The organism is Vogesella amnigena, from assembly GCF_042648905.1.
GTDB classification, from domain to species: domain Bacteria; phylum Pseudomonadota; class Gammaproteobacteria; order Burkholderiales; family Chromobacteriaceae; genus Vogesella; species Vogesella amnigena.
This window is the reverse complement of sequence record NZ_JBHRYH010000046.1, coordinates 80072-102060: the sequence shown is the minus strand read 5'-3', so window position 1 is coordinate 102060 and position 21989 is coordinate 80072. Positions and strand designations below refer to the sequence as shown.

Annotated in this window: 24 protein-coding genes; 9 read left to right on the top strand and 15 right to left on the bottom strand. The window is 61.0% G+C overall.

Annotated elements, in window-relative coordinates:
• Positions 1-3 precede the first annotated feature (3 nt).
• Both ACFOKJ_RS16195 and tldD read left to right on the top strand, forming a co-directional pair.
• Positions 4-813 carry a carbon-nitrogen hydrolase family protein gene (locus ACFOKJ_RS16195; protein WP_390281528.1) on the top strand — a complete coding sequence of 270 codons (810 nt, stop codon included), beginning with the start codon at positions 4-6 and terminating at the stop codon, positions 811-813.
• Positions 814-824: 11 nt separating this feature from the next.
• On the top strand, positions 825-2267 hold the full coding sequence (gene tldD / locus ACFOKJ_RS16190) for a metalloprotease TldD (protein ID WP_390281878.1): 1443 nt from the start codon (positions 825-827) through the stop codon (positions 2265-2267).
• On the opposite strand, the gene ACFOKJ_RS16185 is transcribed toward tldD, so the two are convergent.
• Positions 2264-3382 carry a YbdK family carboxylate-amine ligase gene (locus ACFOKJ_RS16185; RefSeq protein WP_390281525.1) on the bottom strand — a complete coding sequence of 373 codons (1119 nt, stop codon included), beginning with the start codon at positions 3380-3382 and terminating at the stop codon, positions 2264-2266. The genes tldD and ACFOKJ_RS16185 overlap by 4 nt on opposite strands.
• Before the next feature lie 49 nt (positions 3383-3431).
• Here ACFOKJ_RS16185 and ACFOKJ_RS16180 point away from each other — a divergent pair, with 49 nt between their 5' ends.
• Positions 3432-3914: a MarR family winged helix-turn-helix transcriptional regulator gene (locus tag ACFOKJ_RS16180; RefSeq protein WP_390281523.1), complete on the top strand. Its 483-nt coding sequence runs from the start codon at positions 3432-3434 to the stop codon at positions 3912-3914.
• Positions 3915-3953: 39 nt separating this feature from the next.
• Here the strand turns inward: ACFOKJ_RS16180 and ACFOKJ_RS16175 are convergent, their stop codons facing one another.
• Positions 3954-4517, bottom strand: coding sequence for a DUF1415 domain-containing protein (locus tag ACFOKJ_RS16175; RefSeq protein ID WP_390281521.1), 564 nt, complete (start codon positions 4515-4517; stop codon positions 3954-3956).
• Positions 4518-4603: 86 nt separating this feature from the next.
• Positions 4604-4807, bottom strand: coding sequence for a cold-shock protein (locus tag ACFOKJ_RS16170; RefSeq protein WP_088967529.1), 204 nt, complete (start codon positions 4805-4807; stop codon positions 4604-4606).
• A 297-nt stretch (positions 4808-5104) separates the two neighbouring features.
• On the opposite strand from ACFOKJ_RS16170, the gene ACFOKJ_RS16165 reads away from it, so the two are divergent.
• Positions 5105-6208 (top strand): HD-GYP domain-containing protein, encoded by a 1104-nt coding sequence (locus ACFOKJ_RS16165; RefSeq protein ID WP_390281519.1) that lies wholly within the window; start codon positions 5105-5107, stop codon positions 6206-6208.
• Between the two features lie 100 nt (positions 6209-6308).
• The gene (ppnP, locus tag ACFOKJ_RS16160) at positions 6309-6620 is read left to right on the top strand and encodes a pyrimidine/purine nucleoside phosphorylase (RefSeq protein ID WP_390281517.1); all 312 of its coding nucleotides are present in this window, start codon (positions 6309-6311) and stop codon (positions 6618-6620) included.
• A gap of 234 nt (positions 6621-6854) precedes the next feature.
• On the opposite strand, the gene ACFOKJ_RS16155 is transcribed toward ppnP, so the two are convergent.
• Positions 6855-7871, bottom strand: coding sequence for a potassium channel family protein (locus ACFOKJ_RS16155; RefSeq protein WP_390281515.1), 1017 nt, complete (start codon positions 7869-7871; stop codon positions 6855-6857).
• 122 nt (positions 7872-7993) lie between these two features.
• Positions 7994-8308 (bottom strand): DUF2249 domain-containing protein, encoded by a 315-nt coding sequence (locus tag ACFOKJ_RS16150; RefSeq protein WP_390281513.1) that lies wholly within the window; start codon positions 8306-8308, stop codon positions 7994-7996.
• A 203-nt stretch (positions 8309-8511) separates the two neighbouring features.
• Between ACFOKJ_RS16150 and ACFOKJ_RS16145 the strand changes: the two genes are divergently transcribed.
• On the top strand, positions 8512-9765 hold the full coding sequence (locus tag ACFOKJ_RS16145) for an Hsp70 family protein (RefSeq protein WP_390281512.1): 1254 nt from the start codon (positions 8512-8514) through the stop codon (positions 9763-9765).
• A gap of 9 nt (positions 9766-9774) precedes the next feature.
• Here the strand turns inward: ACFOKJ_RS16145 and msrB are convergent, their stop codons facing one another.
• From msrB to ACFOKJ_RS16125, 4 genes are all read right to left on the bottom strand, one after another.
• A complete protein-coding gene (gene msrB, locus ACFOKJ_RS16140; RefSeq protein ID WP_390281510.1) occupies positions 9775-10176 on the bottom strand; it encodes a peptide-methionine (R)-S-oxide reductase MsrB in 402 nt (133 codons plus the stop codon).
• A 29-nt stretch (positions 10177-10205) separates the two neighbouring features.
• Positions 10206-10844 carry a histidine phosphatase family protein gene (locus ACFOKJ_RS16135; RefSeq protein WP_390281508.1) on the bottom strand — a complete coding sequence of 213 codons (639 nt, stop codon included), beginning with the start codon at positions 10842-10844 and terminating at the stop codon, positions 10206-10208.
• A 75-nt stretch (positions 10845-10919) separates the two neighbouring features.
• On the bottom strand, positions 10920-11792 hold the full coding sequence (locus ACFOKJ_RS16130; RefSeq protein ID WP_390281505.1) for an AEC family transporter: 873 nt from the start codon (positions 11790-11792) through the stop codon (positions 10920-10922).
• A 113-nt stretch (positions 11793-11905) separates the two neighbouring features.
• The gene (locus tag ACFOKJ_RS16125) at positions 11906-13270 is read right to left on the bottom strand and encodes a deoxyguanosinetriphosphate triphosphohydrolase (RefSeq protein WP_390281502.1); all 1365 of its coding nucleotides are present in this window, start codon (positions 13268-13270) and stop codon (positions 11906-11908) included.
• A gap of 158 nt (positions 13271-13428) precedes the next feature.
• Here ACFOKJ_RS16125 and ACFOKJ_RS16120 point away from each other — a divergent pair, with 158 nt between their 5' ends.
• Positions 13429-14658 (top strand): MFS transporter, encoded by a 1230-nt coding sequence (locus ACFOKJ_RS16120; protein ID WP_390281500.1) that lies wholly within the window; start codon positions 13429-13431, stop codon positions 14656-14658.
• Positions 14659-14889: 231 nt separating this feature from the next.
• On the opposite strand, the gene ACFOKJ_RS16115 is transcribed toward ACFOKJ_RS16120, so the two are convergent.
• On the bottom strand, positions 14890-15765 hold the full coding sequence (locus tag ACFOKJ_RS16115; RefSeq protein ID WP_390281497.1) for a hypothetical protein: 876 nt from the start codon (positions 15763-15765) through the stop codon (positions 14890-14892).
• Between the two features lie 310 nt (positions 15766-16075).
• Between ACFOKJ_RS16115 and ACFOKJ_RS16110 the strand changes: the two genes are divergently transcribed.
• Positions 16076-16570, top strand: coding sequence for an AtaL-like protein (locus tag ACFOKJ_RS16110; RefSeq protein WP_390281496.1), 495 nt, complete (start codon positions 16076-16078; stop codon positions 16568-16570).
• Positions 16571-17018: 448 nt separating this feature from the next.
• Positions 17019-18083 carry a DNA-binding protein gene (locus tag ACFOKJ_RS16105; RefSeq protein ID WP_390281494.1) on the top strand — a complete coding sequence of 355 codons (1065 nt, stop codon included), beginning with the start codon at positions 17019-17021 and terminating at the stop codon, positions 18081-18083.
• Here ACFOKJ_RS16105 and ACFOKJ_RS16100 read toward each other — a convergent pair.
• The 5 genes from ACFOKJ_RS16100 to ACFOKJ_RS16080 form a co-directional block, all read right to left on the bottom strand.
• Positions 18063-18548, bottom strand: a complete 486-nt coding sequence (locus tag ACFOKJ_RS16100) for a GAF domain-containing protein (protein ID WP_390281492.1) — start codon at positions 18546-18548, stop codon at positions 18063-18065. The genes ACFOKJ_RS16105 and ACFOKJ_RS16100 overlap by 21 nt on opposite strands.
• A gap of 88 nt (positions 18549-18636) precedes the next feature.
• A complete protein-coding gene (phbB, locus tag ACFOKJ_RS16095) occupies positions 18637-19374 on the bottom strand; it encodes a beta-ketoacyl-ACP reductase (RefSeq protein ID WP_390281491.1) in 738 nt (245 codons plus the stop codon).
• A 126-nt stretch (positions 19375-19500) separates the two neighbouring features.
• Positions 19501-20367, bottom strand: a complete 867-nt coding sequence (gene rsgA / locus ACFOKJ_RS16090; protein WP_390281489.1) for a ribosome small subunit-dependent GTPase A — start codon at positions 20365-20367, stop codon at positions 19501-19503.
• Positions 20364-20690 (bottom strand): 4a-hydroxytetrahydrobiopterin dehydratase, encoded by a 327-nt coding sequence (locus ACFOKJ_RS16085; protein WP_390281487.1) that lies wholly within the window; start codon positions 20688-20690, stop codon positions 20364-20366. Before ACFOKJ_RS16085 ends, rsgA begins: the two co-directional genes overlap by 4 nt.
• Positions 20687-21931 (bottom strand): M48 family metallopeptidase, encoded by a 1245-nt coding sequence (locus ACFOKJ_RS16080; protein ID WP_390281486.1) that lies wholly within the window; start codon positions 21929-21931, stop codon positions 20687-20689. The genes ACFOKJ_RS16085 and ACFOKJ_RS16080 overlap by 4 nt, the downstream gene beginning before the upstream one ends.
• Positions 21932-21989: the final 58 nt, after the last annotated feature.

Below are 21989 nucleotides of genomic sequence, written 5' to 3'. Positions count from 1 at the left end.
GCAATGAGCAAGAATTTCAGGGTGGCAGCGGTGCAGATGGTGTCTGGCACCGATCCGCAGCAGAACCTGCAACGAGCCGCCGAACTGGTGGCGGAGGCCGCAGGGCAAGGCGCGGAGTTGATCGTGCTGCCGGAGTATTTCTGCCTGATGGGGCGGCAGGATAGCGACAAGGTGGCGATCAGCGAACCGTACGGCAATGGCCCGTTGCAGCAGGCGCTGGCCGCGCTGGCGCGCGAGCATGGTGTGTGGCTGGTGGGCGGTACCGTGCCGCTGGTCAGCCAGCAGCCGGGCAAGGTGCTCAATACCTTGCTGCTGTTTGCGCCAGATGGCAGCGTGGCAGGCCGCTACGACAAGATTCACCTGTTCGGCTTTACCGGACAGGGCGAGCGCTATTGCGAATCGGACAGCATCGTGGCCGGCAGCGAGCCGCTGAAGATCAGCACCCCGCTGGCCGACATCGCTTTCGGCATCTGCTACGACCTGCGCTTCCCCGAGCTGTTCCGCCAGATGGCGCCGTTCGACCTGTTGGTGCTGCCGGCGGCGTTTACCGCTACCACCGGCGCGGCGCACTGGGAAGTGTTGTTGCGTGCCAGGGCCATCGAAAACCAGTGCTATGTACTGGCTTCCGCTCAGGGTGGCATGCATGAGAACGGCCGCAGCACGCATGGCCAGAGCATCGTCATCGACCCGTGGGGTCGCATTGTGGCGCAGCTCGACAAGGGCGAGGGCGTGGTGCTGGCCGATATTGACCAAGAATTGATCCACTCGGTACGCGAGCGTCTGCCTGCGTTGGCGCACCGGGTGTTTTCCTGAAAGACATCATGATGAGTAACGCAATCGCCATTGCCGACAACCTGCTGCTGTCCCCGTACGGGGTGGATGAAGGCGTGATCGACGCCACGCTGGGGCGCATGCTGGCGCACCAGGTGGATTATGCCGACCTGTATTTCCAGTACACCCGCACCGAGGGTTGGAGCCTGGAGGAAGGTATCGTCAAGGCGGGTAGTTTCAGCATCGATCAAGGGGTGGGGGTGCGCGCGGTATCCGGTGACAAGACCGCGTTTGCCTACTCCGACGATATCAGTGCTTTTGCGCTGGGCCAGGCTGCCGATGCGGTGCGCGCCATTGGCGCTGCCGGCGGCAATGGCAGCGCCGGTGCGGTGCAGCGACGTCAACCCGGTGCGCTGTATCCGGCGCTGGACCCGGTGGACAGCCTGCCGGCGGAGGCCAAGGTGGAGCTGCTGGAAAAAGTGGAGCGCCTGGCCCGCGCCAGCGACCCGCGGGTGATCCAGGTGATGGCCGGGGTGGTGGCAGAGTACGACGTGATCTACCTGGCGCGGCACGATGGCGTGCGCGCGGCCGATGTGCGTCCGCTGGTGCGGCTGTCTGTAACGGTGATTGCCGAGCAGGCCGGCCGTCGTGAAATGGGCAGCAGCGGCGGCGGCGGCCGCTACGATCTGACCGGTTTCAGCGATGACTTCATCGCCCACCATGTGGACAAGGCGGTACGTCAGGCGCTGATCAATCTGGAGTCGCGCCCGGCGCCGGCTGGTGCCATGACCGTGGTGCTGGGCTCCGGCTGGCCCGGCGTGCTGCTGCACGAGGCCATCGGCCACGGTCTGGAGGGCGACTTCAACCGCAAGGGTACATCGGCATTCAGTGGCCGCATCGGCCAGCGCGTGGCGGCCCCGGGTGTGACCGTGGTGGACGATGGCACCTTGCCGGGGCGTCGTGGCTCCCTGTCCATCGACGACGAGGGTAATGCCACCAACTGCACCACGCTGATCGAGGATGGCATCCTGAAGGCTTACATGCAGGACGCGATGAACTCGCGGCTGATGGGCATGGCTCCTACCGGCAACGGTCGGCGCGAGTCCTACGCGCATATCCCGATGCCGCGCATGACCAACACCTATATGCTGGCCGGCGACAAATCGCCGGAGGAAATCATCGCTTCGGTGAAAGACGGTATCTATGCGGCCAACTTTGGCGGCGGCCAGGTGGATATCACCAGTGGCAAGTTCGTGTTCTCCGCCTCCGAGGCATGGAAGATCGAGAACGGCAAGCTGGCCTACCCGGTAAAGGGCGCCACCCTGATCGGCAATGGCCCCGATGTGCTCAACTACGTGGGCATGATCGGTAATGATCTGGCGCTGGACGAAGGCGTTGGCGTGTGCGGCAAGGAAGGCCAGAGCGTGCCGGTGGGTGTGGGTCAGCCTACGCTGCGTATTGACGGTGGGCTGACCGTGGGCGGTACTGCCGTCTAATCGGCCCAATTGCCGGCCAGGGTTTGCTGCACATGTTGCAGACTCTGGCTGTCAGCTGCCAGCTGTGTGGCCTGTTGGTAGTCGAGGCGGTTGCTGACGATGGCTGCTTCCAGCTCCTGCAGGCAACTACGGCCGTAATCGCTGCTGCTGTACGGGGCTAGCATCTGCAGCATTTCCAGCAGGCTGGCACGCAGGCTGCGACGTTGGCCGCAACGTATGTCGATGAACTCGGCATCGCAGCCGAAGCGTGCCGCCTGGAAACGGTTGTAGTCGTACACGCTGTATAGCGCCGCTCGCCCGGGCAGAGTGGGGCGGGTGGTGACAAAATACAGCCCCAGTGCCTGGGTCAGCGCCGCAAGCTGCGTGGCGCGGCTGATGTTGTACGGGGTGTCGAACACCCGCAGTTCCACGGTGCCGTATTCCGGCTTGGGGCGAATGTCCCAGTACAAATCCTTGAGCGACTGAATCACGCCGCAACTGGCCAGCTGTTCCGCATGTTGCTGGAAGTCCCGCCAGTTCCTGACGCCCGCCGGCAGATGGCCGCTGTTGGGAAAGGCCAGCACGGTATTGCTGCGCGAGGAGGCAAAGGCGGTGGCTTCGCCCTGCACAAAGGGCGATGCCGACGACAGCGCAATCAGGTGCGGGATGTAATAGCCCAGCGCATGGCACAGCCAGATCGCGGTGTCACCGTCCGGGCAGCCAATATGGATGTGCTGGCCAAACACGGTAAACTGCCGTGCCAGGTAACCGTAGTGCTCGGCAAAGGCGTGATAGCGCTGCTGGTTGCTGATCTGGCGCTGGCGCCAGTCCTGGAACGGGTGTGTGCCGCCACCGCAGGCAATGGCGTCGCAGTCTGCGGCCAACTGTTGCAATTGCCTGGCCAGAGATTGCAGCTCGGTTTGCAGGGTGGCGCTGTCGTCATGGATGCCGCTGTTGATTTCCAGCATCGAACAGGTGACTTCCTGCTTGAAGTGCGCCAACTGGTGTGGCTGTCGAAGCGCCAGCAACTCGCTGGCGCAAGGTTTCAGGTCCAGGGTCTGGCGATCCAGTAGCTGTACCTCCAGCTCGACGCCTATGGTGCCCAGTTCCGAGCGGGTGAACTCTGCGATCTGCATGCTATCTCCATATTGTTTTGTATAAAAATATATTTACAGATCTGATGCGATGACTGATACAAAAGTTCCGCTGGCGCCATTGCAGGTGCTGCAGCAATTCCGGGTGGTGTTTCGTGCTGCGCAACAGCATTCGGCGGGAATCGAGAAGCAACTGGGTATTCCTGGTGCTCAGGCATGGGTGCTGGCCGAGCTGCGCGAGGCGGGGGCACTGAAGGCTGGTGAACTGGCGGCGCGCATGTCGATCAAGCCGGCAACGCTCAGCAATATGCTGCTACGGCTGGAGGAGCTGGGATATGTGCAGCGCGAGCGTAATGCGCGAGATCAGCGCGTGGTGGAGGTAATGCTGACCGAAGCTGGAAGGCAATTGATGGCACAGGCGGATTTTGCGCCGCGCGGCTGGTTACCCGAGGCGCTGTCGCGGTTGGGGCCGTCGCAGTTGCAGGCCTTGTCCGAAGGGCTGTGTGCCTTGCTGGATGGCATGGGGGTGGAAGACCGGGCGGCGGCCAGTGCCCCGTTGCCGTTCACCGAGTAGCTTGCTGGTAACGAGCGGCCGCTGCCTGGTGTATCCGGCTTAAGTGCCGGACTTGTGCGGGCCAACCTGCAGGGCATCCCAGCCGGCGCGCCCCAGTTGTTCCATGGTTTCGATATTGCGTTCGTAGATGGCTGCCGGATCCGGGAAGGCCTCCACGGCACGGGCAATGCTGGCTTCGCGCAACAGGTGCAGGGTGGGGTATGGCGAGCGGTTGGTGTTGTTGCTGACATCGTTGATGGTGGTGCCATCAAACTGGAATTTGGGGTGAAACTCGGCAACTTGCAGTATGCCTTCCAGTTGCATCTCGCTTACTACGGCGTCGACAACACCAAGGAATTCATTGAAATCCATGAAACGCTGTAGTACCAGCGGGTGTACCAGCAGGGTGGTGTCTATTTCTTCCGGGTCGGAGTCGGCCAGTAGCTGCAACTCGGTTACCAGGTGCTCCAGTAGCTGTTCCGGAGTGCTGGCATCGCTCACCACGATGCGAACTTGTTCCTTGACGTAAACCGACTTGGCGAACGGGCACAGGTTGAGGCCGATAACGGCCTTTTCCAGCCAGTTGCGGGTGGCGGCAACGATGTCGTCGTGATTGCTGTCCATGATTCGTATCTGTTGGTGATGGCGCTAAAAAACAAAAAACCCGGATGCATGCATCCAGGTTTTTCAGATTCCTGATTCGAACCGAATTAGATCGGCTGAATGTTGGAAGCTTGCTTGCCCTTCGGGCCTTCAACGATGTCGAAGCTTACGCGCTGGTTTTCTGCCAGGGAGCGGAAGCCCTTGGAGTTGATCTGGGAGAAGTGAGCGAATACGTCGTCACCGCCGTTGTCCGGAGTAATGAAGCCGAAACCTTTAGCGTCGTTGAACCATTTTACGGTACCGGTTGCCATGTTCTATTCCCTTATTGAGAAAGCGTTGAGTATGAGAAAAGCGCATGTCAATCAAGGGAAAAGACAAACTGTGGTACGGCGATAGCCTTTACAACAACTGTACAGATCACGACTTGAAAAACTGCAATACGCAGTCTGCCTGCGCTTATCGCCGCAGGCAAGTCTTTTTTGTGAAGATTCTCCAAAAAACTGGGGGTTTTTGTGCCATGTCATGTGATGGATGAGTGATCAGGCTGGGTGGCAGCGGGGACAAGCTCTATAGTGCAGTCAGCCAGGAGTAATGAGGAGAGCATGGCCATGACGGAGACTGCACTACAGTATCGTATTGAGGATGAAGAAAGTTTTGCCGATTTCCTCTATGCGCTGAATGATTACGCGCCACGCGGCGCCAATCTGCTGCATCGCTTGCGGCAGCAGCCGCGTGATGTCGCCGTGCAGGCGGAGCTGATGCGGCTTTTTCACACCATCAAGGGCGATGCTGGCTTGTGCCGGCTGTATTTTGTCGAGCCGCTGGTGCATGCCGTGGAGGACATCCTGGCGCGCGTCAGGTCTGGCGAGCTGTTGTTCGGAGCGGCGCTGGAGCAGGTGGTGTTGTTGGCGTTGGACAGGCTGGAGCTATTGATTTCGCAGCTGGATAGCGGGCGCACCGTATCGCTGCAGGATTTCAACACGCTGGCGGATTCCCTGCATGTGCTGGCTCAGCAGCCCAAGCAGCAGATGCAGGAGGCTGCGTGGCAGCTGGTGCAGCAGCTCACCGGATTTGTGCCGCAACAGGCAGAGCAGGCGGCGGTGGCGCAGGCGACGCCGGCGCAGCAGGGCGATCTGGCTTTCTTCCACTCGCTGGCGTTGCAGTTCGAACAGCGCTCGGTGCTGTTTCAGGGGCGCACAGAACGCAACCTGATTCTGGCTTCGGCGTGTAACCGGGCTGCCGGCGTGCGCATTGATCCCTTGCAGCTGGAAGCGGCAGTCTACTTGCACGATGTCGGCATGATGTTCCTGCCGCAAGAGCTGTGGCTCAAGCAAGCGCGCCTGAGTGAAGAGGAGCGGGTGCAGCTGGCGGCGCACCCGGTGTGGGCTGCCGAACTGCTGGTGCGCATGCCTGGCTGGGAGTTGGCCGCGCGCATCGTGCGTGAGCATCATGAGCGGCCGGACGGGCAGGGTTATCCGGCGGGGCTGCGCGGGGAGTTGATCTGTGATGGCGCCAAGCTGCTGGCGATCATCGATACGTTTGAAGCGGTGATTCTGCGGCATGGGCAGCGGCAACAGGTTCGCTCTCTGCTGCGGGCGGTGGCGGAGGTGAATGCCAGCGAGGCGCAGTTCGATGCGCAATGGATTGCCTGCTTCAACGAGGTGGTGCGGGAACTGATGCAGCAAGGGGAGCCGCTGCCGCATGTGCGTTGACTGCCGCCTGGTGTTTCCATGCATTGACGCTGCAAAGCCGCCGCAGGCATGATGCAACGCAAGAGCCGTAAACGGCCGTGCCCAGTGACAAGGAAAACTCATGGAACAGTTTGACAATGTGAGCGTGGTAAAACGCGCCAATGTGTACTTCGATGGCAAGTGTGTGAGCCACAACGTGATTCTGCCGGATGGCACCCGCAAGTCGGTGGGCGTGATCCTGCCGGCCAAGCTGTTGTTCAGTACCGGTGCGCCGGAGATCATGGAAGTGCTGGCTGGCGAGTGCAAGGTGACCCTGGCTGGCGACAGCGAGGCCAAGCGCTATCAGGCTGGTGATTCGTTCGCAGTGCCGGGCGAGAGCAGCTTCCAGATCGAGGTGCTCGACACGCTGCACTACGTCTGCCACTTTGGCTGAAGCGTCGCTGTATAAAGCACAAGGCCGGGTCCAATGGACCCGGCCTTGTGCTTTTGAGGGTGTTGACAAAGCGCTTTTGCGGCGCAAAAGCGCTTTGTTCTGCAAACAGGAAGGCTGCCGATTGCAGTGCTTGGCCGGAGCGGCCCGGCTTTGCCGGGTCCGGTGGCGCGTAAACGATTGGTTTGTCCGCAGCCTGAAAGCACAAGGCCGAGTCTTGGAACTCGGCCTTGTGCTTTATACGGCATCGGCTGGAACATGCCGCCGGATCACCATCAGCGATTCGTCGTGATGCAGTTTCGTCTCGGGCCCCGGGTTGAACTGTACCTCGCCGCCTGGCAGTTCCACGGCAATCACGATCACGCTGCCATCGCTTACCGGCAGGCACTCCCCGATGCTGCGGCCAACCCAGGCAACCTCCACGGGCAGCAGTTCGGCACGGAAAGCGTGAGGGTAGCGGTTGTGCAATCGCTCGAAAAAGTGCATTGCCTGCGGGTTGACCACCAGCGAAGCCATGTTCATGCCACCCAGGTAAGACGGGATCACCACGTGGTCGGCGCCGACCGCCAGCAGCTTTTTGCGGGCGCTCTCGGTCTCGGCTTTGGAGACTATGGTCAGCCCAGGGTTGAGGCTGCGCGCGGTCACGGTAACGAAGGCGTTGTCGGCGTCCGATGTCAGGCAGGTGATCAGTGCGCGGGCACGCGTGATGCCGGCGGCCAGCAGGTTGTCGTCTTCGGTGGCATCGCCGGAAATATAGGGGTGGCCATAAGACGTCAGAAACTGTGTGGCACGCGAGGCATCTTTTTCAATCACCACGATCTTGTGCCCCGCACGGTGGAGTTCGTCCAGAACATATAAACCGCTTCGACTCAGGCCGCAGATGACGACGTGCTTTTCCAGCCGGGAGATGATCTTGTCCATTTTTCTTTTACGCAGGTAGGCAGGCAGGTCGCCCTGGAACAGCATCAGCGTCAGGGAAGACAGGCCGTAGCCCACCACGCCGGTGCCAAATACGATCAGCAGGATGGTGAATATCCGGCCGGCCAAGTCCAGTGGGTGTGTCTCGCCATAGCCAATGGTGGCCAGGGTGATGATGGTCATGTACAGACTGTCGAACAGTGACCAGTGCTCCAGCAGGTGGTAGCCGATGGTGCCTGAGGCCACAACTGCCAGGATAAGCCCGAGCAGCGAGAGCAGTTTGCGGGCGAGAGCGTGGCCCATGGTGGGGGTGCGGGTAGGTGGAAACCTGTGCATTCTAGGAAATGCGCGCCGCGGTGCAAAGCGTATTTGTCGCCAATGACAAAGGCTGCCATAGGCAGCCCGGGAATATTCTGAAAAGACAGCGCTCAATTGGCAGTTTGTCTTTGTGTGCTGCGTTAGCCACCGGAGCAGCCGCAGCCACCGCCGCCACCACAACCGCCTTGCTGCGGGGCCGGTTCGGCTTCCGCCAGCTGGATGGTGAAGTCGATCACCACCTGATTGCTATCGCGCTGCTGGTAGCTGTAGCGCACCTGGGCGCCATAGCGTTGCTGGATCTGGCCCAGCAGCGGCAGCGGGTCGTGATCATTGATGAAACGCATGGTTTCGCCATGGTGCAGGGCTTCGAGCGCACCAAAGATGGCCGCATGGCGGAAGCGCTTGGCAACGCCACGGGCGTCAAACGGGAACACGGTATCGGTAAGAACTTGCATGGGAGTCTCCTGCGGAAGATGTGCGCACTTTGCCATGCTGCGGCTGCTTGCCACCTTGAGCGCGGATAAGAAATCCCGGCCAGGCGGTGGCTGCGCCGCTGCCGGCGCTTTGGCGCAATGCCCGGCACGGGGGGGCGCAATAATCACCGCCGCATGCCGGCATTCGCTATAATCCCGCTCCTTTTTGCGCCGGGAGCGGGAACATGACGGTAAATGCCTGTGGGGTGGACTTCGGTACCTCCAATTCCACGGTTGGTTGGTGGCGGCCAGGGCAGCCGGCATTGCTTGCGCTGGAAGAGGGCAGGACCACCTTGCCGTCGGTGGTGTTCTTCAATGCCGACGAAGAAAGCGTGGCGTTTGGCCGTGCCGCGCTGACCGAATACCTGGAAGGCTACGAAGGCCGCCTGATGCGCTCACTGAAGAGCATTCTCGGTACCGGGCTGATGCAGGGGCAGACCGAAGTGCAGGGCCGTCCGCTGCGGTTTCTCGATCTGCTGTCCTATTTCATCTCCGCGCTGAAACAGCGCGCCGAACTGTCGGCCGGTCGTGGTTTTGACCGAGCGGTATTTGGCCGGCCGGTGTTTTTTGTGGATGACGATGCCGCCGCCGACCAATTGGCGCAGGACACGCTGGCGGACATTGCGCGTCGTGCCGGTTTTGCCGAAGTGGCATTCCAGTACGAGCCGATAGCTGCCGCCTTCGACTATGAAAGCCGTATCCAGCGCGAAGAACTGGTGCTGATCGTGGATATCGGCGGCGGCACCTCCGACTTTTCACTGCTGCGCCTGTCGCCGCAGCGCCTAGCGCAGGTGGAGCGGGTGGACGATATTCTGGCCAATGGCGGCGTGCATATCGGTGGTACCGATTTCGACAAGCAGCTCAGCCTCAAAGCGGTGATGCCGCAGCTGGGTTACCGCACCCGCTTGCGCAACAACGCCGAGGTGCCATCCAGCTATTACTTCAACCTGGCAACCTGGCACACCATCAACTTTGCCTACAGCCGCAAGGTATGGTCCGAATTGCAGGGCGTGTATGCCGATGCGCTGGAGCGTGACAAGCTGGATCGCCTGTTCAATCTGATCAGCAAGCGTGCCGGTCACTGGCTGGCCATCCAGGTGGAGGCGGCCAAGATCGCGCTCAGCGAGCAGGACAGCACCATGCTGTCGCTGCAGGAAATCGAGGACGGCTTGCAGCATGAGGTTGGCCGCGAGGCATTCCACGAGTCGATTCACCAGCTGCTGTGCAGCATTGAAACCACCATCGGCCGCTTGCTGCAGGACGCGCAGCTGCAGGCGCCACAGGTGGATACCCTGTTTTTTACCGGTGGTTCCAGTGGTGTGCCGCTGTTGCGGCAGCGAGTGGCAGCCATGTTCCCCAACGCCACCGTGGTGGAAGGGGACCGCTATGGCAGTATCGGCACCGGGCTGGCGCTGGATGCTGCAAGACGCTTTGGCTGAGCGCGCAAACTAACTGTCTTGTGGCACGAAGTGCAATGCCACGGAGTTGATGCAGTAGCGCTCGCCGGTGGGGGGCGGTCCGTCATCGAAGACATGGCCCAGGTGGGCGTCGCACTGCGCGCAGCGTACCTCGGTGCGGATCATGCCGTGGCTGCTGTCACGGATGCGCACGATGCTGCCGGGGACGGCTTCTTCCCAAAAGCTGGGCCAGCCGCAGCCAGCATCGAACTTGGTGGTGGATTCGAAGAGCAGCGCGTTGCAGCAGATGCAGTGGTAGCGGCCGAGTCGGTTATGAAAGTAATGCTCGCCACTGAACGGCCGCTCGGTGCCGGCTTCGCGGGTAATGCGATACTGCTCGACCGTCAGCTGTTCGCGCCATTGCTGCGGGGTCTTGAAGATTTTTGCGCTCATGCAGTTCTCCTGGCTATTTCGAGGCGCCTTTATAGTTCGTCCAGCGATGCGGCAAGGTGTGATTCATCTGCCCAGCTGTCCACCTGCCAGTGTGTGCCGTCATGGCTCAGCCAGTTGAGGGCGGCATTGGGTATCGGCACCCGGCGCTGCTCGTGCAGGGGTTGGCCGCTGGCAATGCGGTACATCACGTCCAGCACGCCACCATGGCTGACCAGCAGCACGGTTTCGCCGCGGTGATCGGCTGCCAGGCGCTCCAGTGCGTTGCGCACGCGCTGGGCAAACTGCAGCAGGCTTTCGCCACCATTCAGTTCATGGTGGACGTCGCGCTGCGCGTAGGCTTGCCATGCTTCCGGCTGCAGTGCCGGGCCCTCATGCAGCGCAACCCCCTGCAGCGCGCCAAAGTGGCGTTCGCGCAAGTCCGGCAGCAGCGTGACGTTCAGCTGCAGGCAGTGCCCAAGTGGCTGGGCGGTACTGTGCGCGCGGGAGAGATCGCTGCTGTACAAGGCGTCGAAAAGTTGGCCGCGACGCTGTAGTGCCAAGGCCAGGCTGCTGGCCTGGTCTTCTCCTTGCCGGTTCAGTGGAATGTCGGTCTGGCCCTGCAGGCGGCGTTCAACATTCCAGGCGGTTTCTCCGTGGCGTACCAGGCAAAAGCGGGTCAGTGCGGTCACGCGGCCTCCGTAGCAGCAGATGAAAAAACGGCGTTTGGTCGCCGTCGTGTAGCTCCGACTGTAGCGTGCCACGGGCTACAGTGCAAAAGCCAGCCCCAGCGGTACGAACAGCAGGCTCAGCAGGTTGCCGATCAATACGATGGAGGCCATGCGCTCCGGTTCCTGCTGGTACAGCTCGGCCATCAGGAAGTTCAGCACGGCCGGCGGCAGGGCGCCGAACAGCACCAGCAGCGCCGCCTGCGACTGATCCAGCTGCAGCAGCGGGGTGGTGATGGCGGCGGCGGCCAGGCCGGTAAGCGGACACAGCACGGCGCCCAGCAGGCCGATATGCCAACCCTTGAAGCTGACATCCAGCATGCGCACCCCCAGGGCAAACAGCATCAGCGGGATGGTGATCTCGCTCAGCATTTTCAGCCCGCCCATCAGCCAGTCCGGCAGGTGCCAGCCGGCCAGGCCGAACAGCATGCCCAGTGCCGTGGCCTGCACGATGGGATTCCGGCCCAGCCCGCGCAGGCTGGTGCGGCTGCTGAAAATATAGGCGCCCAGCGTGAAATGCAGCAGATTGGAGATCACGAACAGCACCACGAAGGCGGAGAATCCCTGTGGCCCAAAGGCCAGCAGCGCCAGTGGCAGCCCCATATTGCCGCAGTTGTTGAACATTACCGGCGGCAGCAGGGTGCGCGGGCTGATGTGACACAGCCGGGCCAGCGGCCAGGCCAGCAGGCCGGACAGCAACACCACCAGTGCCGCGGCCGGAATCAGCTTCCACTGTGCTGCCAGCTGAAAATCCCTGGACGCCAGGGCGGTGAACACCAGCAGCGGCACGCAGACATCCATGTTCAGCTTGTTGGTGGCGCGCATGTCCGGCCGGGCATGGCGGGCATATAGCCAGCCGGCCAGCACAATGACCAGTACTGGCAGGATGATGGTGAGGATGCGTGTAAACATGGTGATGAAGGCGGCGGTGTAAAGCAGTCATTGTCGCCGCGTGGGCAGCGGTCGCAGCAAGGGTTTCCCCTTGCCGCGTCGCTGGTGGCCAGAACGCAGTGTTCTGCGGGAGCTTACAGGATGCCTACGCCGGAGATTTCGCGCGCCAGGTTGGCCGCATAGTTGTCGGTCATGGCGCCGATGTAGTCGAGCACGCGCATATAGGCCTGGTACAGCGTGATGTCCTCGGGCAGCGGCTGCGGCAGCAGCCCCAGTGCCAGGTTCTGGCGTGCATTCAGGGCCGTGCCGCCTTGCGTGACGCGTGTGTGCACAGCTGGTGCCAGCACATCCAGTACGGTGGCAATGCAGGGGTAGGAGGCCAGCTCGGTCACCAGCTTGGTGCGGTGGCGATAGACCTTGTGGCTGGCCAGATCCTTGGCTGCGAGCAGTGTTTCCTTGATGTCCGGCGCGCAGGCGTCGATCAGGTCCTTGCCCTGGAAGCTGCCGGTCAGCAGGGTGTCCTGATGTAGCATGAATTTCTCGGCCACTTCCGCCACGCAGCGGCCAATGGCGATGCCGCGCAGCATCGCGCATTTCTGACGAACGTCATCGGTCTGCCACACGCGTTCGGTTTCGCCGAAGTGGTTGAACAGGCGCTCGAACTCGTGCACGTCCAGAATGCCGATTTCCACCGCGTCTTCCAGGTCGAGAATGGCATAGCAGATATCGTCGGCGGCTTCCATCAGATAGGACAGCGGGTGGCGCGCCCACTCGTGCGGCCCTTTCTGAAGCAAGCCAAGCTCCAGGGCCACGCGTTCGAAATAGGGCAGTTCGGTACGGTAGAAGTTGAACTTGCCGCGCGCCTGGGCGCGTGGCGCATCGGAGGCCCAGGGGTACTTGATTAGCGCCCCCAGTGCCGCGCTGGTCAGGCGCATGCCACCTTCGCCGCGGTACATCTCCAGGCTGGCAACCATGCGCAGGCCGTGGGCGTTGCCTTCGTAGGTCTGGATGTCGGCGCGCTCGGCGGCTGTCAGATCGTCCAGCAAGTGGCCATGGCGCGGGTCACGAAACCAGTCGCGCAGGGCTTCCTCACCAGTGTGGCCAAAGGGCGGGTTGCCGATGTCGTGCGCCAGGCAGGCAACCTGCACCACACCGCCGATATCGAACGGGGTATAGCCGGCAGGCAGCAGCCCGGCTGACTGCATCATGGCGCCCACCCGGTTGCCCAGGCTGCGGCCAACGCTGGCGACTTCCACGCTGTGCGTCAGCCGGTTGTGGGTGTGGTCATTGGCAGCCAGCGGGTGAACCTGGGTCTTGCGCCCCAGGCGGCGAAAGGCACTGGAGAACACCAGCCGGTCGTGGTCGATGTGAAAGTCGCTGCGCAGCCCCGCAGCGCCTTCCAGTGTGGCGGGGGTATGGGTTTCGCAGACCACGCCATCCTGTACCTTGAATCGGCGGGTGGAGAGCAGTTGTTCCCACTGCATGCGCTTATGGCTCATGACAATCTTCCTGTGCTGGCGTTGGCTGGCATGATGCCAGAAACATGCCGCCCACGGGCCTGTGATTCTGCCGACAAGGCAGGCGCATGACGGGCTGATGTACACTGCACCTTTGTTGTGCGCCCGTGCGCCTTTCCACTCCCCAGATTTCTGCTTTCATGACTGTTGCACATCCCAAACTGATACTGCTGGCCGTATGCCTGGTGGCGTTGATGAGTACCGCCGGCGTTGCCATGCCATACCCGATCCTGGCGCCTATTTTCGTTAATGCGCCAGCCGATGGTTTCAATCATTTTCTCGGTCTGCCGCCCAAGCTGTTGCTGGGGCTGGCGCTGGCGGCCAACCCCCTGGGTATCCTGGTGGGTAGCGCCTTTATCGGCGGCTTGTCGGATAGCCTGGGGCGGCGGCGTATCCTGCTGTCCACTCTCAGTCTCACCTTGCTGGGTTATCTGTTGACGGCATGGTCGCTGGATATGCGCTGGTATCTGTTGTTCGTGTTCTCGCGCTTTCTTACCGGGCTGACCGAGGGCAACGTGGCCGTGGCACGTGCCATTGTGGCCGACTTGCATCCGCAGCTCGATCGGGCGCGCAGCTTTGCATTGCTCAACGCCGTGCTGTACATGGGGTGGCTGGTAGGGCCGATGATCGGTGGCTTTACCTTGCCACTGGGCGAGCCGGTGCCGTTTCTGATTGGCGCCTGTGCCTTGTTGCCCTGCCTTGCCATCCTGTTGTGGGTATTGCCAGAAACCGGCGAGGCGCATGGTCTGCAGGGGCGTTCATTGTTGAGCGTGGTGCGGCAGCAGCATGCGTTCAGCCTGCTGCGGCAGAACCGGTTGTTGGCCGCATTGTTCTGGATGCAGCTGTTGTTTGCGCTGGGGGTAAATGCGTTCTACGAGTTTTACCCGCTATGGCTGGTGGAGTATGCCGGCATGGACAGTACTGGCATTGCCTGGGTAACGGCAGGTTTGTGCCTGTTGATGGCTGCCTCCAGCGCACTGCTGGGGCAGCGTGGCCACAACAGCGAGCCGTTGCGGCTGGCCAGACGCCATGCCTTGCTGACTGCCTGTGGTTTGCTGTTGCTGGCGGTGTCGCCGGCTCAGCTCGGTCTCTGGCTGGTGGTGGCGCTTGGCTTGCCATTGGCGATCTACAACGCCTTGTTGCCGGCCTGGTGTGCCGAGCAGTTCGCGCACCTTGGGCAGGGTGCGGTGATGGGTTTGCTCTCCACCGTGTTCTGCATCAGCAACGTGCTGGTGGCGGTGCTGGGGGGCGGTCTTACCCTGCTGGATACCAGGTTGACGATAGCGATCGGCGGCGGCATGTGTCTGTTGGCGGTATGGCAGCTTGGCCGGTTGGCACGTTGGCCGCATTCGCTGCAGGTGCAGTCCTGATGGTGAGCGGCAGTTGCGGTTTATCTGGATAGGCAGTGAGGCTGCCGACAGAGGTGAACTGGCAAGGTGCCGGGGTTGGGCTCTACGAGTGCGGTAGGTCCTGCTTCATCCGGTGTCGGCGGCGGCGGAGCGACTGCCATCCCGCCTGAATTAAATCAGCGCCCGACATGGCCGGGCGCTGCTCTGGGTGCGGATTGTCACATCCGCTAGGAGGGGCGCTGCTTGGTCTGCTCAGGCGCCCATCATGGAGCGCTGCTTCAGCACCTTGCGTCGCGCGATGGGTATTTCGTAACCCAGCATGAATAGTGCGGCTTCAAAACGGCGCAAGCCGTTCGGCCCCTGGCACCAGGCCGACTTGGTCAGGCGCAGAGCCTCGCTGGCAATCCAGCTGGCGCGGATTTTCCATTCGGCATGAAAGCGGCTGCGATTGGCCAGCTGCTTGAAGTGCAGCAGTTCGGTGCTGGGGTTGCGGTTCATGGTGGAAGCTCCCGGCGCCCATGGAAAGCAGAGCGCTTCCGGCAGCATCATGCGGCGGCTTTCGCAGAACTGGCGCACCAGATAACCCATTGCCGCGCCAATCCTGCCGTCATACATCATGACCTGGTCGCCGGTCAGCGCATACACCTTGGTAAAGCCGGCATTCATGCGCAATTCGCCATCGAAAGGCGAGGTGTCAGGGTCTTCCGATTGCAGGATGTCCAGGCTGTGCTGCAGCTTGCTGGCGAGCAGCTGCTGATTGTGGGCTGACCAGTCACGGTTGTAGGTATACAGCTTGATGACCTTGCCGCCGGAGCCCCAGAGCAATACATCATCGATGACCCTGAGCAGCAACTCTGCATCCTTACGCTGCAGGGAGTCGCGCAGCCGGGTCCTGTAGTTGTCGAGCAGCGCCTGGGAATCGTCGAAGTACTGACCGTTCCAGTAGAAGCGCTGGAATGCCTCTTCCAGCGTGCTGGCGTGAAAATCCCGGTCGTAGTTGGCTGGCAGTATCTTGTCGCGAACCTTGAACTGGTGCTCGCCGAAGCTCTCGCCGTCCATCCAGCTGGCTAGTTGCTGGATAAAGTCGGTTACCGCAGCCTGCTGCAGGTATTGATTCTTGCTTGTCATCTTCGTGTGGGCGCCCATGATTGCTTGTTAGCTTTGCTTGCATGTGGTCGTGCAGCTTGCTGTGCAAAGCATATGTTTGAATTCTCTCATAAGCAGGCGACGCTACGAAACCACTGATATGACAACAAAATTTATAGAAATGTCAATAAATGACAAATGAAATCAAAAATAAACTAAACGGTTGAATATCCATTAGCTGGGTGTTGAAATTAAAGTGGTTGCTATTAAATTACCCTGGTTGCAAATGGGGTTTTGTTGTTTTTTGGCAACCGACTTACAATGCAAGCTCAGCTTCAATAGGTAGCGCTAGATGAAATACGAGCATTTGGTACAGATGTTCAATCCGCAGCAGGAGCATGGCGGTTTGAACCGTTTGCAGTTATGGCAGGGCCTGGTGATGCGCGCCGAGAACCCGCAACGTTTTGATGAAAACATCAGCAGCGCGACAGTGCTGCGGCGTGAAGAGGGGGAGCTGGTGCGAGAGGTACGCTTTGGTGAGCTGGTTGTGCGGGAGCGTATCCAGTTCGCCGAGATGGAGGCGGTGCATTATCACACTGAGCCCAGCGATCAGCACATCGGTGGTCAGATGAGCATGACCATCGAGGAGCCGCAGGCCGGGCAGTTGTTTATCCGGTTTACCTATATCAACGACCTGCCAGAGCAGGCGGGAGTGACGGATAGCAATGACCCCAGCTATTTCGTACCGTATCTGAAGTCTGCATATCACCAGGCCGACATGCAGACTGCCAGGCGCATCCTGGAGCTGTTGGCGGAAGGGGCGTTGGATAGCTATCGCATGCAGTGATTGACTGGGCGTTCATCCAGGCCTGCGCTTGTGGCGCGGTGCGATTGCCGGTTAGTACAACAAGGTTCCATGCCGGTACAGGGTCTACGCAGCCAGCCGCCACGCAACGGTTGCGTAACTCAAGCAGATGGAGCGAATCAAAATCGCGCACTCGATGGGCCATGCCATGATCGCCAGCCTGGAGGCCATTTAATCAGGGCTTCTATGGTATAGTTGCAAATATCTATAGATAATGAATGAATGTAATTCATTGATCTTTAATGCTTGTTTTGGATTTTTGAGAGTGGTGCGGGGGTGTGTTGTCGGCGGGTACTGCTTTCGCCGCAAAATCTAAGGCCATTGAATTGAGTCAATTCAATGGCTTTTTGCTTTTGTCGTGGCGAATATGGCGGCACTAGCCAAATCCGCTAAGTCACTACACCACAAACCAGGGTTTTTCAGAGAGTTTATGGACATTTATGCACGTATCCGCCAGGTGGCATTCGAGTTGGTTGCCGAAGGTGTGTGGCCAACCGTGGTGGAAGTGCGCGCTCGGCTTGGCACTGGTTCCAATACCACCATCAATAACACCCTGAAGCAGTGGCGCCAGGAGTTCCTGGCGCGCATGGCCAGCAATGTGCGCCGGCCGGACTGGCCGGCGGGTCTGGCCGAGGCGGTGGACCAGCTGTGGCAGCGCGCCTGCGATCAGGCCGAGGGGCATCTGGAAGCGTTGCGTGAAGAGGCGAAGGCCGAGGTGGCTCGGCTGGTGGGCGAGCTGGCGGAGCAGCATCGGCAGCAGGATGCGCGCGATGCACAGTTGGCCGCATTGGTGCAGGAGCACGAGGCGCTGAAGCAGCAGCATCAGCAGCTGCAGCAACAGCATGCCGAGGAAAATCGCCGCCGCCTGGTGTTGGAAGAAAGCCTGACTGGCTTGACGGCTTCGCTGGACGAGGCACGCCAGCAGCTGCTGGCGGTGCAGAAGGATGCAGATGCACGGGTGGTGGCACTGGAGCAGCGCCACGATGAGCGCCTGCAGCAGGCAGCTACGGAGGCACAGCAGCGCGAGGCACTGGCCTACGAGCGTTTCGAAGGCATGCGCGTGCGCTTGTATGAGCAGGTAGAGGAAGAGCGGGCGTCGTTCAAACAGCAGCTGGCGCAAAGCCAGGCGCAGCACCAGCAGGCACAGCAGGATCTGGAGAGTGTGCGGCAATTGCAGCGTGAGCAGACCGCCGATGCCGCGCGCGAACAGGGCCGGCTACAGGCACTGAGCGAGCTGGCGCAGCAACGGCAGCTTGTCCTGGAGGCCGAATTGCAGCAGATGCGGGAACAAGGCATGCTGCAGCAGGCGCAACTACTGCAGCTGACGGCGGAACTGGCAACGTTGGCCGCACAGCAACAATCGCGCCAGCAGCAGCTGCCATTGTTGTTGCAGTGGCTGCAGCAGGAACGCGATGCGTTGCAGCAGTTGTCGGCGGAAGAGTATGTCGACCGGCTGCAGCAGCGTTTTGCCGCTTTACTCGAACAAGCGCCCTAGCGCGGAGCAGATCTGCTCCAGGTAGTGGCGATCGGTGTCGTCGAAGCTGGCAAGCTCGATGGAGTCCACGTCCAGTACTGCGCGCACGTTGCCGCTAGCGTCGAGTACCGGCACCACGATCTCGGAGCGCGACAGCGAGGAGCAGGCAATGTGGCCGGGGAAGGCATCCACATCCGGCACCACCAGCGTCTGTGCCTGTGCCCAGGCGCTGCCGCAGACACCCTTGCCCTTGCGGATGCGGGTGCAGGCGATTGGCCCCTGGAACGGCCCCAATACCAGTTCCTCGTTTTTCACCAGATAAAATCCGGTCCACAGCCAGTTGAAGGTCTGCTGGATGGCGGCGCAGCTGTTGGCCATTGCCGCGATCAGGTCACTTTCGCTGTCGATCAGCGCCAGGGCTTGCGGCAGCAGTTGCTGGTAGCGCTCCTGCTTGCTTTCGCCAGCAATGATGAGGTTCTCGGCCACGTGAAATCCTTTGCTGATGGAGTGGGGGCGTGAGCATAACAAAAAAAGCCGACGCGTTGCGTCGGCTTTTTGCTGCCCAATATGGCGCTTACATCATGTGCTGGCCGCCGTTGATGGCGAAATCCGCGCCGGTCACGAAGCCGGCGATATCGGATGCCAGGTAGCCCACCAGACCGGCGATTTCTTCCGGCTTGCCCAGGCGGCCTACCGGAATGTTGGCGATGATCTTGTTGCGCACGTCTTCCGGTACTGCCATCACCATGTCGGTGCCGATATAGCCCGGGCTGATGGTGTTCACGGTTACGCCCTTGCGTGCCACTTCCTGTGCCAGCGCCATGGTGAAACCATGCATGCCGGCCTTGGCGGCGGAGTAGTTGGTCTGACCGAACTGGCCTTTCTGGCCGTTGATCGACGAGATGTTGATGATGCGGCCAAAGCCACGATCGGTCATACCATCCACTACTGGTTTGCACAGGTTGAACAGCGAATCCAGGTTGGTGCTGATCACGGCATCCCAGTCGGTCTTGCCCAGCTTGCGGAAGGACGCGTCACGGGTGATGCCGGCATTGTTGACCAGTACGTCGATCGGGCCGATCTCGGCCTGAATTTTGGCTACTGCAGCCTGGCAGGCATCAAAGTCGGTCACGTCGCACTGTACGGCGTGCACGTCGTAGCCCAGACCCTTCATGTCGGACAGCCAGGCGCCTTCCTTGCCGGGGCGGCTGTAGGTGGTCACTACAGTGTGGCCGGCTTCCGCCAGTGCCTTGCAGATGGCGGTGCCGATGCCGCCCATGCCCCCTGATACCAATGCGATACGTTTGCTCATAGTGCTGGCTCCTTGTCTGTTTGTAGTCCGCGGTTCGCAGACTACGGCTTGCATATTTTGTTTTAATGACAGATTAAGAGCGCTATCAACAAATGTAAATCGGCTGTAACAATTAATTTTTATGACTTAGGCATTTAGTGCGCGATTGGTGAGCTTCTGCAACAGCTCCAGTCGCATCGGCCGGACATGCCCGTCCTTGCTGGCTTGCTTGATGGCGCAATCCGGCTCCTGACGATGGGTGCAGTTGTGAAAGCGGCAGTGGCCGATGAAGTCACGCATTTCCGGAAACAGCCCGGCAAGCTCGGTTGCACCAATATGGGACAGGCCAAATTCCTGCAGGCCGGGGGAGTCGATCAGCTGGCTATCGGCATCGAGGTGGTACAGTGCGGCGTGGGTGGTGGTATGGCGGCCGGCGTCCAGTGCGGTGGAAATTTCGCCGACACGGGCCGCAGCGTCAGGCAGCAGGGCGTTGGTAATGGTGGATTTGCCCATGCCGGATTGTCCGACAAGAACGCTGGTCTGCCCCTGCAGTAGCGGCAGCAGGGCTTCGGCACCCTGTTTGGCACTGATGGTGACCAGTTTGTAGCCCAGCTGCTGATAGGGCTGCAGCTTGTCCAGCCAGGCGGCAGTTTCCGGCAGGTCGCTCTTGTTCACCACGATCACCGGGTCGATATCGGCGGCTTCGGCGGCCAGCAGGCAGCGGTTGAGCAGCTCTTCGCTGGGGCTGGGCACTGCCGCGGTAACGAAGAAAATGCGTGTCACGTTGGCCGCAATCAGCTTGGTACGCCAGTCGTCCTGGCGGTAGAGCAGGCTTTGGCGCGGCTGCTGGGCCTCGATCACGGCCTGCTTGTCGTTGAGTACGGTAATGTCCACGCGGTCGCCGCAGGCGTAATCCACGCGCTTGCCGCGGCTGGTGCAATCGTAAGTGTGCTCGCCGCTTTCCACGATGAAGCGACGGCCATAGGAACGGACGATCTGACCGGTCTGCTTCATGCGCGGCCGATCAGCGCTTCGGTTTTGGCGGCGCAGATGAAATCGTTGAGGGTGATGCCGGCAGCGTCGTGGGTGGAGAAGCGCACCACGGCACGGTTGTAGTGCACGGACATGTCCGGGTGGTGATCTTCGGCGTGGGCGATCCAGGCCAGTGCGTTCACGAAGGCCATGGTCTTGTAGTAATCGGCAAAGCGGAAGGTTTTCACCAGTTCGATGCCTTCCAGCTGCCAGCCCGGCAGGTGTGCCAGCAGTTCGCTGACAGTGTCGTTGCTCAGCGGGTGTTGGCCGTGTTGCGGCTCGCAGTGCATGTCGAGCAGGTTCATGGTGTGCTTCCTTGCAGGTGGGCGATGCGCAGGCTCGCCGGTGGGTGTGAGTCGTAGAAAGTGGAATGCAGCGGGTCCGGTGTCAGGGTGCTGGCATTGTCACGATAGAGCTTGGTCAGCGCGCTCACCAGTGCACTGGCGTTGCTGTGCTTGGCCGCAAAGTCATCGGCCTGGTATTCATGGCGGCGCGACAGCATGCTGGACAGCGGGTGCAGGATGAAGGTGAACACCGGCATGCACAGCATGAACAGCAACAGGCCGGTGGCGGCGGTCATTTCGCTGCTGCCCAGGCCCAGGTAAAACGCCGGCTGGTATAACAGCTGGGCAAACAGCCACAGCAACAGCAGCGAGCTGGCAAAAGTCAGCGCGATGCGGCTGCGGATGTGGCCGTGGTGGAAGTGGCCCAGCTCGTGCGCCAGTACTGCTTCGATTTCCTCTGGCTCCAGCTGCTCCAGCAGGGTATCGAAAAACACGATGCGCTTGGATTTGCCGAGGCCGGTGAAGTAGGCATTGCCGTGACTGGATCGGCGCGAGCCATCCATCACGAACACGCCGTTGCTGGCAAAGCCGCAGCGCGCCAGCAACTGGTTGATGCGTTGCAGCAGCTCGCTGTCGGCCAGTGGGGTGAAGCGGTTGAAGCGTGGCGCAATCAGCGTCGGGTAGGCCCACACCATCAGCAGGCTGAAGCTGCACCAGGTCAGCCAGGTCCACAGCCAGAAATACTGTCCGCCATGCTGGATCAGCCACAGCACCGCCGCCAGGATGGGCGTGCCGATCAGCAGCGACAGCACGGTACCTTTGGCAAGGTCGCTGATGAACAGCCGGGCATCCACCTTGCTGAAGCCGAAGCGGCGCTCCACCACGAAGGTGCTATACAGCGACAGGGGCAGGCTGATGATGCTCATCGCCAGCATGCACAGGCCAACGGTGGCCAGCTGCGCCAGCATGCCGGCACCAAGCAGATTGCCGGCCAACCGGCTGGCCAGCTCGATGCCGCCACCCAGGGTGAAAGCCAGCAGCAACAGGGCATCCAGCAGGCTGCCCACCATGCCCAGGCGCACCCGGGCGCAGCTGTAGTCGGCGGCTTTCTGGTGTTGCTCCAGGGTGATGCCGGCGGCAAAGGCGGCGGGGACGGTGCCGCGGTGGCGGCGGATATGGCTGATGTGGCGTGCGGCCAACCACCAGCGCAGCCAGCTGTTCAATAGCAGAGCGAGCAGCAGGCTCCAGGTAAATGCATTCATCAAGTCGTTTGCCCTGTGGCGGTCAAATCGCGGAAAATGGGCGCATTTTGAAAGACAC